Below are 13,240 nucleotides of genomic sequence, written 5' to 3'. Positions count from 1 at the left end.
TAAAAATATGTTTAAATTAGTTGGTGAATAATATGATGAATATTGATTTAGTTCCTTTTAGCTATTATGGCTCCTACATGTCTCTTTTTAGGCATGATGACAAGTTATGGCTGCAATCGCTCCATGGAAAATCAAAAGCAAATATGGACAGTATCGAAATTTTAATTACGCACAATGGTGATCCCGTTCCTTTCAAAGTGGTGGAGAATCATACATTATTGGAATTGATCTCCGATTTCGGAACCGTCGAAATATGCTTTGATACTGCTCAAAAAATCGTCTTTCATAGTGATGACAACTTGGGCATCCGCTTTGCCTCACATCCAAAATTCAATTTTGAATATAACTTTCAATTGGGTAAAAAAGATGCTCCCTACTACGTAATTAATAGTTATAAGAACTTAACTAAGTATCTTGTTTACAGTCCTACTAATCCCTCCCAATTAGTTCAGTCACTCTCTGTCGATAGTACCGGTAGCAACAAAACGGCCAATAATAGTTCCTTTATCGATGTAATGCCAAAGAGCGATAAAGCCACTATTGCCGTCATTCAAGATATACCAACTAATATGCAAAAGCCTAATCAAGAAGTATTAAACTTTTCGGATATCAAAAAAAATGCCGAGCAGAATTTTTCTAATTTTGCTCAACAATTTCAACTTGTTCAATCAAGTTATAAAGATATTCAATTGAATGCTATTTATACCCTCTGGTCGGCTACAGTCTTTCCTGATGGTAACTTAAAACTTCCCGCTATTTATGCTTCTAACAATAAATTCCCTGGAGTTTGGAGCTGGGATCACTGTTTCATGGCCTTGGCTCTAGCTGGGGTTGATAATGAATTAGCTTGGGATCAAATGAAAGTTATTTTCCAGCATCAAGACGAATTCGGACAATTACCTGGTTCAGTTAGCGATTCAACTATTCGCTGGAACTTCTCGAAACCACCAATTCACGCTTATACATTTGCCAAAATGGCTCAAAAAATGACTTTTACTGATGAACAATTAAAAGAAATTTACCATTGGATCAGTAAACAAGTTGAATTCTATTTAAACTATAAAGACTCCAACGAAGATGGTATCTGTGAATACGACCATGGCAATGATAGTGGACAGGATAACAGCACCGTCTTCGCTCAAAATACTGTGATTGATTCACCTGATCTCTCCGCTTATTTGATTTTTGCCATGGACTACTTGATTAAACTAAGTAAACAACTTGATCAACCCACTGACACAAAAGTATGGTTAAAGAAAAAGACGAACCTGACTTCCAAATTTGAGAACTATTTCTTTGATGAAGATAACCTTCCTTTTGCTAGGGAAATGTTCACTGGTAAAAAAATTGAATCTCAGGGACTTCTGCCACTAGTGTCACTGATTGCAGGTAACGCCTTAACTCAATCACAGATTAAAACTATTCTCTCCACTATTAAGGAGCATTTCGTTACTGAATTTGGTATCGCAACTGAAGCTATCGATAGTCCTCTTTATCAAGATGACGCCTATTGGCGCGGACCGATCTGGGGACCTTCCTCAGTTATCATGTATGAGGCTTTAAAAGACGTTGGTGAAAAAGAATTGGCTCACCAGATTGCCGAAAGTTTCTGTAAAACTGTGAAGGCATACGGTTTTGCTGAAAATTTCAATGCTAAAACTGGTGTTGGATTACGTGATAAATCATTTTCATGGACAGCCAGTGCTTTCCTTTATTTTGCTAACGAATTGCATTTGTAAAATTGCATCAAAACAGTAATAATTATAAATATAACGATTTCTGGAGGGGTGATCTTTATCGCAAATAACAAATATGATGTGATTTATGAGGATTTGAAGAAACGAATTAAAAATGAAGAATATAAATACCAAGATAAAATACCTTCAGAAACCAATCTAATCTTGGAATACGATTGTTCAAGAAACACCTTACGTCGTGCCATTAAAAAACTGGGTGCCGACGGTTATGTGCAAAGCATTCGAGGAAAAGGCGTTATAGTACTTTATAACGCTAGTCTAGAGAATACTTTGATAAAAAAAGGCAGTCCTTCTTTCAGTCAAATGGCCGAACGTAATAAAATCAAGTTCAAGACTAGCGTTCTCTTATTTGATGAAATCAAGGTAAATAAAAAATTAGCCTCAGAGAGTACGTTTCCAATAGGGACTCCCGTCTATTACATCAAACGTCTTCGGTCTATTGATGACGAAAACTACATTGTTGAAGAAAATTATTTCATGCAAAAAGTCGTTAAAGATTTAACTATTAGTATTGCCGAAGATTCGATTTATAAATATTTAACTGAGGTTCTAAATGAGCCAATTGCCACTACGAAAAGGCTTCTAACCTTTGGTTTAGCTAACAAACAAGATGAAAAATATTTAGATTTGAATGGTTATAACGCCGTTCCTATCGTTACAAACTATTCCTTCACTAATGACGGAACCATGTTTGAATATACGGTTTCTCATCATCGACCAGACAAATTCATCTTCTATGATCAAAACGATGCTAATCCTGTTTCTTTCATGCTAGACAACTAAAAAATCACGCGTTCATCTATTATGAATGCGTGATTTTTTCAATTCTTATAGCCAAAGCACCATACTTTTGTTCACGTTCACGTGAGTATATGGCTTGGTTCTCCTGGTCCAGTGCTTCGATTGATTCATCTTCAGGCGCTCCAATCATTGAACCGGAGTACTTAGCAAATAGATCTTTGAAAGTGGGAAACTTTTCTAGACCTAACACTTTAACTTTTAAAGTTTCTCCGGTGGTCAAGTTTGTAAATTCAATCAAGTCACCGACCCGCAACTGTGAACGCTTTTCATCATTCAACCGAACTTCAATAGTCTTCTCACCTGATTTGATGGCTTCAAACGGTTGGTCGTACAAACTCATTTGCATATCACAATTCCTTCTTTCAATTAATACTATTAATTATATAATAACGAAGTACACAACAATTCTTTGGGGGAAAAATTATCATGGGGATAATTTCCGAATTTCGGAAACAAAATAGCAACTTTTGGCGCTACTTCTGGAAGTACAGTCAAATCATCATCTTGATTCAACTGATGATCACCTACGTTCTAGTACCAGTTCTCAACTACTTGGCTAACGGAATAACTTACTTAGGAAATGTTAAATATATTTCCTATACTAATGTGCTTTATCTAATTACTAAAAAGCCATTAGTCGTCATTGGTTTAATAATTATTCTACTGCTGATACTTTTGTTAGTATTCACGCAATTCACGTTACTGCTAATTAGTTTTCAAGCAATCAAATCCAAAGCCAGTTTAAGCTGGTGGGATTATTTAAAACGTGTTTCCAAAAACGTTCTTGGATTGCCATTTAAAGCTTTTGGTTTCTTCCTACTCTACTTTTTGATCATTACGCCATTCGGTAGTTTGGGTATTTCTTCTACCTTATTAAATAAAGTAAAAATTCCACAATTTATCTTAGATTGGTTATTGCAAGAACACCTTCCTTTAGCCATTCTACTGGGAATAATTTATCTATTCGTTCTCTACATTGGTTTACGCTGGCTATTTGTCTTGCCACTGATGATTTTTGAGAATAAACCAATCAAACTTGCTATCAACCGCAGTTGGGAAATGACTCGTGGCCGAACACTTCACTATTTAGGTATTTTCCTAGTATTAATTGCAGTTGTTTCTATCATGGCAACCGTTCTAACCGGTGTCGTTATTATGTTCCAATGGTTGATTGATCAGGCAGCCTTCTTAGTTAAAATTGACTTTACCATGGCTGTTATCAATATGACCTTGATCCAATTTATCAACATTGTCGTTAGTATCTATGCCTCTGGCGTTGCCGTTTTAATTATGTTGAGTCATACACATACTCACTACTTCTATCCCAAGAGAGACCATCGTGGACACAAATGGTTCTGGGGTATCTTAGGAGTAATCGTGGTAGTCAGTTTTGTAACTTACAATGTAACTTACTTTAACGATTGGCTACTTGAACCACCTGTAACTATTTCACACCGTGGTGTCGATGATGGTAATGGCGTTCAAAACACTATATCTGCTATGCAGGCAACTTCCAAAGAAAAACCAGACTATATTGAAATGGATGTTCAAGAAACTAAAGATCATCAATTTGTAGTCTATCATGACAACACTTTAAACAATTTAGCTGGTGTCAATAAGAGACCTAGTCAGATGACACTTGATGAGTTAACCGCTACTCAGATCCATGAGAACGGTAAAACAGCTAATATTGCTAGCTTTGATGATTACCTAACAGCTTCTGAAAAATTGAATCAAAGATTATTAGTTGAATTGAAGCCCGTTTCCGGCAACAGTAAGAGTTTCGTTAAACTCTTTGCTCAAAAATACGGCACTCGTTTAGCTAAGAACAAAGACATGGTTCATTCACTCAGTTATAACTATATTGAACAAAGTAAAGAAGACATGCCTAATGTCAAAGCCAGCTACATCTTATCATTCAATCTTGCTGGTATTCCTATCACTAAAGCCGATGCTTTTACTATGGAATATACGACTTTGAATTCCAGATTCATTGAAGGAGCTCACCTACAGAAAAAGAAAGTTTATGCTTGGACTGCTAATGATGAGGAATCAATGGATCGCATGATCTTCCTAGGTTCTGACGGCGTTATAACGGATAATCTAAGTCAATTGAATGGTGAAATTCATCGTTTATTCGATAAATCTAGTTATTCCGAACGTATGACAATTTATGTCACTCAAATGCAAGATCCTTTTAACTAAAAAAACTTTATCTCACTAAAAGGCCACATTCTTAATATTAAGAATGTGGCCTTTTGTCACTCTCATGTGACAAATTGATCATTAATGTTGTAATCGTTTTCAAATATAATTTGTTTGCAATCAAGGATGAGAGGAGTCAAAAAAATGACTATGTTTAATATCGATCACATAAATATGAACTTAAATGGTACTACTCAAAGAGAAATACTTTCTTCACTTGCTTCTCTTGCAAAGAGTCAAGATATTGTTTCAGATGAAGATACCCTAGTTCAGGATTATCTAGAAAGAGAAAAAGAATCCACAACTGGATTTGGTAACGGAGTTGCTATTCCTCATGCACGTACAAATAATGTAAAGACTACAGCCATCCTATTTGGTAGAAGTAGTTCAGACGTTGAATGGGATTCTCTAGATGGAAAACCTGTTAACACCTTTATTAGCTTATTAGTTCCTAACGATCAAGGAGATACACATCTAAAATTACTTGCTAAGTTAAGCCGTCAATTAGTACATAAAGATTTCGTATCAATTTTAAAGACTGGCACTAAAGAAGAAGTTTTTGAAGCTATTAACAATGTCCTAGAAAATTAGTTTATAAGGGGGATTTATTATGACTAAAATTGTTGCCGTAACTAATTGTCCAGCCGGTATTGCTCACACATACATGGTTGCAGAAGCAATTGAAGAAAAAGCTAAGTCACTTGGTTATGAAGTACACGTTGAAACTCAAGGTGCGAGTGGTGTTGAAAACGAATTAACACCACAACAAATTGCTGAAGCTGATTACGTAATTTTAGCAATCGGAAAAGGACTTACTGATTCAGATAAAGCTAGATTTGATCAAAAGAAAGTCGTAGAACTACCCGTATCTGAAGCTCTAAAACATATCGACACACTATTTGATGATTTAGAGGGTAATTCTCATGTAATGACATCTTCTAAAGTCAAATTAGGTTCAGATCAAGAAGTAGTTACCGAAGGTATCATGAGCTACCTTATGGCTGGTGTATCTGCAGCATTGCCTTTTGTTATCGGTGGTGGTCTTCTTATTGCTATTGGTAGTTTGATGGTTCAATTTGGGATGCCAAATACGTCATTAGCAAAGGGCACATCTCCATCAATTGCTTGGGTTATCACTAGCATTGGTAATTTAGGCTTCCAATTCATGATTCCAATCATGGGTGCTTACATCGCCTACGCTATTTCAGACAAACCCGCATTTGCTCCAGCTTTTCTTGTAACCTTCTTAGCAAATGATTCCGATTTACTTGGTACAAAATCAGGTGCCGGTTTCTTAGGTGCCATCGTTATTGGTTTATCTATTGGTTACTTTGTTAAGTACTTCAAGAAAATTAAATTGGGTAAGAATTTCCAATCCATCTTACCTTTCATGATTATTCCATTCGTTACGCTATTAATATTCGGACTATTGACCTACTACCTATTAGGTCCAGCAATGGCTTGGTTGATGTCAGTCTTACTATCATTCCTACAAAATATTCCTACTTCAATGAAGATTGTCGGCGGATTTATCGTAGGTGCCATGTTGGCTTTCGATATGGGTGGTCCCATCAACAAAACTGCTTGGTTCTTTAGTTTTTCACTTCTAAGTTCCCATGTCTTCAACTGGTACGGTATTGTTGGTGTTGTAACTTTGCTACCACCTATGGCCGCTGCTATTGCTACATGGATCAAACCAAATCTATTTACCAAACAAGAACGTGCTGCTAGTTGGAGTGCCTTTATTGTTGGTAGTACTGTTGCCACAGAACCAGCAATTCCATACGCTCTAGCTGCTCCACTTCCAATGATCACAGCAAATACATTAGCCGGTGGTATAACTGGTGCTATAACAATTCTTTTAAACGTAGAACGTACTGCTCCTGGTATTGGTATCTTCGATCCATTGCTAGGTCTTGAATCACCATGGTATTGGTTCTATCTATGTGTAGCTATTGGCTTAGTTTTAAACGTTTCCTTCATAATTATTTTTAAAGGTATTTGGTTAAAACGTAAAGAAGAAAAAGAAAAACAAGCTGCATAGTATTAGTTTTAAAGGGATAATATCATTCTTAAAATGAAAAGAATCCCATCAATTCGCAGTTTGAATTGATGGGATTTTTATTATTAATTAAGCTTTTGAAAGGAACAGATTATGAAAAAGTACGATTTTGATCAAGTAATTAATAGAAAGAACACTTACAGCACCCAATGGGATTATATTGCCGACCGTTTTGGCAGAAATGATATACTTCCCTTCTCAATTTCCGACACTGATTTTGCCGTTCCCGATTCCGTACAAGAAGCTCTCAAAAAACGTATTGAACATCCCATCTATGGTTATTCCCGTTGGAATCATGATGACTATAAAGACAGTATTGTTTACTGGTTCAAAACAATGAATAATGTAGACATCAATCCAGAATGGATTGTTTATAGTCCCAGTGTCGTTTTCAGTATTGGTACCTTTATCAGAATGCTCTCAAAGCCTAATGAAACCGTGGCCACATTCACACCAATGTATGACGCTTTTTACAAAGTAATTGAATCAAATCAACGTAACTTATCTCCCGTTAGATTAGGCAGCGCACAACAAGGTTATCAAGTTGACTGGGATAGCCTTGAAACAGTTTTATCACAAGAACAAACCAAGATTTTCTTACTAACTAATCCACATAATCCGACTGGTAAAGTTTTTTCTCAAACTGAATTGAACAGAATTAATGACATATGTAAAAGAAACAATGTATTCTTAATATCTGACGATATTCACAAGGATATTGTTTATTCTCAAACTCAATACACACCAATCACTAGCGTCACAACTGAAAGTACAATCTTATGTTGTTCAGGATCAAAAACCTTTAACACTCCTGGACTAATCGGTTCTTATATCTTAATCCCTGACAAGACATTAAGAGAACAATTTCTTGTCGAACTAAAGTCTAAAAATGCTCTATCATCAGTAAGCATTTTAGGTATGTACGCACAAATGGCTTCGTATAGTGAAGATGGTCTCAATTATGTAAAACAATTAGTCGATTACACTGATAAAAATATGGATATGGTAAAAGAATTTCTAGATAAAAACTTACCTAATTTCAGATTTACTAAACCTGAGGCAACCTATCTGGCCTGGATCGACATTTCTAATGTGGATATGGATATGAAAGAAATGCAGGACAAAATGATCAATGTTGGGAAAGTGGGAATTATGGCCGGTTCTACCTACGGTGATTCCAATTATCTTAGAATGAACATCGCCTGCCCTAAATCAAAACTAGAGGAGGGATTAAAACGGTTGAAGAATAGTTTCAACTAAAAATTATGCTTAATGCTAGACAAGTACAAATATTGCTACTGCTCTGGAATCAAGATCATAGTGGAGAATACCTGTCCAAAGAGGTTAATAGTTCTCGACGGACAATAATTAGAGATATAAGCGCATTAAATCAGGAACTATCTATTAAAAATACGGCTGTTATCAATTCTGAAGGAAAATACAGCTTGGAAATTCACAATTATTCTCAATTCCAGGAACTAATTACTCAATTTGAAAATCAAGAACGCAATATTCTGTATTATTTGCTAATAAACGATTTTTTGAGTATCGATGAATTAATGGACAAATCATTTTTATCAAAAACTGATATTACCAATAGCATTGATAGAATTAATCAACGCAATAAAGACATTCTCGAGATAAAATCTAAAGTAGGCTTAGGTTACTTTGTTGATTTATATTTTGCCACTAAAGTTGATTTATTAGCCTATTTAATATCAGTAATCCCTAAAGACACCGACTCGAACACCTTGAAGGATACCTTTCCAAAAGATTTGAGAGAGTATCTAACTGACAATCAATCAACTGCACAATTACAGGCAATATCCTTAATTTCTTCAGCCAACTTTGATGATTTTTATAATCATAAACGGGATTTACTCAGAAATATTAAAGAATCAACGATTGAAAATCAAATTGAATTAGTTTCAAAGAATTTTTCTATCAAACTTTCCAAAAAGCGTTTGGCTCAAAATATTGCCACACATTTAAAAAGATACAATCTTTTCCCAACATTTATCTCTAACCTTCTATTGAAACAAATGAGCGATTTAAAACAAAAAGAACCTTTTGCTTTCGAAATGGCTCAAAATTTACAAGCTGAAATAGAAAAGAATGATCCATCAATTTTAATAAATAGTGATTTTCTGGCTCTTTACATTATTAATTGTATGGAAATCAAGACCTCCATTAAACCTGTAAAAATTTTAATGTATACAGCACAACGATCAATTGCGTATATCAATGAGAATTTAATCACCGATGCCGTCGGCAACATATCTATGACTAGTATATTCAATATTGATGAATTCAATAAGCAAGTTACAAATGAATCGTATGATATTCTAGTTACCAACGGCTTCAATGACGGCCTTAAACATGCCCCAGATGTTGTTATCAATGGTTTAATCGATGAAGCAACTATTTCTCGACTTAAAAAACTGGTTAGTGATAACTATTTTCACAATAATCTTACTCAAATGTTGCCCAAGGAAAATTATTTATTCTATGAAAATAGATCTGACAATTATTTCAAAGTACTAAAGAATGTTCTTAAGTACTTTATTGACGAAGGCCAACTAGATCAAAAGATGTCTGTAAAACTATTGAATCGTGAAGAAGAGGGCAATCAGCTTATGATCAATCATGTTGCTTTACCTCACGCAGTTAATGAAACTGATTTTAGTAGAATGTTTGCTGTTGATCTAAAGACACCTTTAAAATTAAATAAAACGGATATTTATCTTATTTTAATAGTGATAGTTAATGACAAAAACGATGATTACAAGCAGCTTTTCAACTACTTATATAAAATTCTCAACAAGAAACAAGTCTCTCAGACTGACATCGAAAAAAATTATACGAATATTCTCAAATATTTCAGAACAGAATAAAAAGACATCAAAGCCAATTGGTTTTGATGTTTTTTTTATCCTTTTAAGATGTTCTCAGATAATAGCCATCTATTAACACTTTTTCGATGCATACTAACATATTTTGAATAAATAATATCCAATTGAATTAATACTGGAATTTGTGGAGAAATATTTCCCAAAGCTTCATTCGAAGAAAAACTGGCTGCATAAATCGTTTCATCACAATAATCTATAAATGGTGAATCTTCATTTGTTGTAATCAATAGAAAATGAGCACCTTTCTCTTTCCCCTGTTTAATAGCTTCCAAAATATCAGGATCTTCACCACTCAAAGAAGATATTAATACGACATCATTTTTTCTTAGTGAGCTTGCTGAAAGTGAAATGGAATGTTGATCACTATACACCTGAATGAACTTTCCCAAACGAGTAAATTTAAATTCAAAGTCTTGTCCTGCAAAGGAGTTAAATCCTAATCCCCAGAATAATATAATTCTAGTTGAATAAATCATGTCACAAAAATTCTTAACTGCTTCACTTCTATAGGAAGCATCACTACGAGTAGCCAAAGCGTGATAACTGGCTGTTACTGGAGTAGAAATTAAGCTGGCATCCTTCGTCTGATCACTCAAAGACATCTTGTATAGGAAAACTAATTCCTTATAATTATTCAAACCCAGCTTTTTACTAAACCTAGTAATCGATGGTGGTGATACCGATATTTTTCGCGCCAGTTCACTTATACTTAGAATCTTTCTCTTACTAATAAAGTAATCCGCAATAATCTGTTCCACTGCTGTTAACGTATTGCGTTTTGATTCAATTAAAAGAAATAAATCATCTACTTTATCTGACATTAAAATCCTTTCTCTATCCTTATAGTCTTAACTTCACCTGGTGCAAACTTACCCACGGAAACATCTCTTTGTAGTCCTAAGTCTTCAATTAACTCACCAGTAAAGTTAGTTAAACTGATAGTGCTTTCACTATCTAATTTAATTATACTATCACCCTGAATTTTAAATTTATTAGGATTATAAACACGTACTAACCAACCAGCATTGTCTTTAGATTCCGTTAAACTACTAAATATTAACTGACCGTTTTTAATTTCTAAGAAAGGCTTACTTTGAAGTTGTTTATTCAAAGGATGCATAACAAAGTATTTCAATGTATTAGTAAATTGATTGATTCCTTGCACCTGATAATAAGGATTAGAGATGGCATAAGTTTGAAATTGTCTCATAATTTGAGCCGGTTCAAATATCTCATCCCAAGAAACGGCAAATTTAAAATGTAATTCTTCCTGTAACTGACTGTCAGGTGTCGGAATATATGTGAATTGATTTCCTGAAGCGACACCTGGACGTCTAATTAAATCAGGGCGTCCCAAGAATCCTACCGATCTGAATAGAGTCAATGCCACTTTGTTAAACTCTGTGCCAATCATTTGGTATTCTTTAATCCCTTTAGACATAACGGTAAAACTCTGTTGATCATCATGTAGGTTAGTCCAATGCAACATTGGATATATCGAAGTTGGCTCTTCATGTAAGCCAGCCTCTTTCCAATCAGAAAGATGTTCATCTACTACTGGTCTTTGAATATAGCCAAAGGCTGTATCTGCATATGAATATTTTTGCGTCTTCATATTAGAATTGAAAACCACTCGCATACGATGATCTTTAACCTTATTGTTGATTAGCAGATGGTTCTTAATCAGATTGTCATTTTTATCTAAGGTCAAAGTTAATTCATAGGATATCTTACCGTTTAATTCTTTTGTAGCACGTTCTTTTAGACTTACTGGTAAATTCCAAGTACCAGTTAATCGCATTGATTGAAATTGATTTCCCTTATTGCATTTCACTTGTGCATCATTGAAATCTAATTTAAGTGTCATGTCATTATAAGCTGGCGAGTAGTCATAAGTATCGCCCTCATCACCGTCGTCAACAATCTCTAAGAAGTTTTCTATTTTCTCATGTGTTTTTTTATTCACTAGATTCAAAGTTCCGTCACTAAATTCTATTTGAAGAGTATCATTCTCAATCTTATTTTTTGTAGTTTCAGTTACTAAATCATGCTCGCCACCTAAGGATTCAATGGATAATTTGATCCACTGCAAAGCAGGTATCTCAATATTAGCTACACAATCAAAAATATAGTAATAATCCTTATCCTCATACTGACTCTCGTCTCGCTTTATTTGACCGCAATACTTTCTTGTAATGCCGACTACATCGTAATCAACTGGTTTATTGCCATTAACAATTCTAAAATTCTTCTCTTTTAACGATACTTTAAAATGAATATTTTTCTTTACTGCAAAAGGTAGGGTATTGAAAAATGTTAAATCATTAGCTTGTTTATTTTTTTCTGATTCTGATATCTTACGAACTAAATAATCCACCGTGGAGTAAGATAGTTGGTCTGCTTCTCTAAGTCTTTCCAAAATAATTTGATTGGTTTTATCGCTATTACACCCACCCGCGCTATCGTGAGCGTGATTTCGAACAATAAGTTTCCAAATTTTGTCCAATAACGACTTTTTATATGGTATTCCTAATCTATCTGCCATTGCCATTAGGGGCTCTAACTGATAAATCATGCGACGTTCGACTTTATCGTTCAAATACTTCTGATCGTATCGTGAAGAATAGATTGACCGATGTATCTTAGAAACGGAACTAGTAATAAATTCACCTGAAATGTTATCCAATTCAGCTTTACTTTTATTCACCGCTTCAAATAATTTAGGATAATTGCTTTCAAATAACTTTACATTTTTATCCTTTAATTCATCGTTATATAACGTAATTCGATCTTTTAAATTATAGTCAACATATCTCTGATCTCCTCCAACTGGCAAAGCAATATCATCTAGAGACGCATCAGCGATAACTGTCTTCATCACATTCTCAGCATTGTCATCATCAATTAATCCAACTCCAACAAAATAACCATCTTTTATATTGATTGTTGTGACTTCAGATCCGTCTTCTGACTGCCAATTGAACTCGCGATTACTAGTTTTTTCTTTAGGAAGTCCTCTCCAGAATAGAGCATCATGAATATCCATACCATTGTAAATTTTAGGCATATCGGCGCCTTGTCCAAATGAATCTGGCAAGTATCCTATTCGTTGACTGCCACCCAAATCATCCGCTAGTTTCATACCTAAACTTAAGTTTCTTATAATCGATTCACCAGTAACTATAAGCTCATCAGTTTGTGTGTACCAAGGACCAATAAATAGTCTTTTGGCTTTGACCCATTTTTTTAATTCTGATTTTTTTTCTGGATATGCGTCCAAATAATCATCTAAAATACTCATTTGACCGTCTAATAAATAATAGTCAACGACTTGATTTTTTAAGGCTTCAAACACCTCATCCATATGATAAACAAACTGAACCATAGCTTCATTGCGGGTGAAATACCATTCGAAATCCCAATGTGTATGCTGAATTACATGTACTCTTTTCATAATTTACCTTCCTAGTAAAAAAGGGAGAATCAAATAATCTCCCTTTTTG

General features: G+C 34.6%; 10 protein-coding genes and 1 pseudogene. 8 read left to right on the top strand and 3 right to left on the bottom strand.

Annotation, left to right across the window (positions count from 1 at the left end):
* The first annotated feature begins 32 nt into the window (after positions 1-32).
* Positions 33-1,739, top strand: coding sequence for an amylo-alpha-1,6-glucosidase (locus tag U8526_RS04515; RefSeq protein ID WP_334340774.1), 1,707 nt, complete (start codon positions 33-35; stop codon positions 1,737-1,739).
* Positions 1,740-1,787: 48 nt separating this feature from the next.
* Positions 1,788-2,540 carry a GntR family transcriptional regulator gene (locus U8526_RS04510; RefSeq protein WP_334340773.1) on the top strand — a complete coding sequence of 251 codons (753 nt, stop codon included), beginning with the start codon at positions 1,788-1,790 and terminating at the stop codon, positions 2,538-2,540.
* Between the two features lie 19 nt (positions 2,541-2,559).
* On the opposite strand, the gene U8526_RS04505 is transcribed toward U8526_RS04510, so the two are convergent.
* A complete protein-coding gene (locus U8526_RS04505) occupies positions 2,560-2,904 on the bottom strand; it encodes an ASCH domain-containing protein (RefSeq protein ID WP_334340772.1) in 345 nt (114 codons plus the stop codon).
* Positions 2,905-2,984: 80 nt separating this feature from the next.
* On the opposite strand from U8526_RS04505, the gene U8526_RS04500 reads away from it, so the two are divergent.
* From U8526_RS04500 to U8526_RS04480, 6 genes and pseudogenes are all read left to right on the top strand, one after another.
* The gene (locus U8526_RS04500; RefSeq protein WP_334340771.1) at positions 2,985-4,763 is read left to right on the top strand and encodes a glycerophosphodiester phosphodiesterase; all 1,779 of its coding nucleotides are present in this window, start codon (positions 2,985-2,987) and stop codon (positions 4,761-4,763) included.
* Positions 4,764-4,907: 144 nt separating this feature from the next.
* Positions 4,908-5,354 (top strand): PTS fructose transporter subunit IIA, encoded by a 447-nt coding sequence (locus tag U8526_RS04495; protein WP_334340770.1) that lies wholly within the window; start codon positions 4,908-4,910, stop codon positions 5,352-5,354.
* Positions 5,355-5,373: 19 nt separating this feature from the next.
* Positions 5,374-6,807, top strand: a complete 1,434-nt coding sequence (locus U8526_RS04490) for a PTS fructose-like transporter subunit IIBC (protein ID WP_334340769.1) — start codon at positions 5,374-5,376, stop codon at positions 6,805-6,807.
* 111 nt (positions 6,808-6,918) lie between these two features.
* Complete coding sequence (locus U8526_RS04485; RefSeq protein WP_334340768.1) at positions 6,919-8,085, top strand: MalY/PatB family protein; 1,167 nt, start codon at positions 6,919-6,921, stop codon at positions 8,083-8,085.
* A 5-nt stretch (positions 8,086-8,090) separates the two neighbouring features.
* A pseudogene (locus U8526_RS12995) lies at positions 8,091-8,246 on the top strand (HTH domain-containing protein); the annotation flags it as partial.
* Between the two features lie 138 nt (positions 8,247-8,384).
* Positions 8,385-9,719 carry a PTS sugar transporter subunit IIA gene (locus U8526_RS04480; protein WP_334340767.1) on the top strand — a complete coding sequence of 445 codons (1,335 nt, stop codon included), beginning with the start codon at positions 8,385-8,387 and terminating at the stop codon, positions 9,717-9,719.
* A 35-nt stretch (positions 9,720-9,754) separates the two neighbouring features.
* Here U8526_RS04480 and U8526_RS04475 read toward each other — a convergent pair whose 3' ends face one another.
* Both U8526_RS04475 and U8526_RS04470 read right to left on the bottom strand, forming a co-directional pair.
* Positions 9,755-10,558, bottom strand: a complete 804-nt coding sequence (locus U8526_RS04475) for a MurR/RpiR family transcriptional regulator (RefSeq protein ID WP_334340766.1) — start codon at positions 10,556-10,558, stop codon at positions 9,755-9,757.
* Entirely contained in the window at positions 10,558-13,191 is a 2,634-nt protein-coding gene (locus U8526_RS04470; protein ID WP_334340765.1) for an alpha-mannosidase, read from the bottom strand. Before U8526_RS04470 ends, U8526_RS04475 begins: the two co-directional genes overlap by 1 nt.
* Positions 13,192-13,240: the final 49 nt, after the last annotated feature.

The organism is Companilactobacillus sp. HBUAS56275, from assembly GCF_036913655.1.
Lineage (GTDB): Bacteria > Bacillota > Bacilli > Lactobacillales > Lactobacillaceae > Companilactobacillus > Companilactobacillus pullicola.
The sequence above is the reverse complement of the archived record's forward strand: the minus strand, read 5'-3'. Positions and strand labels throughout refer to the sequence as shown.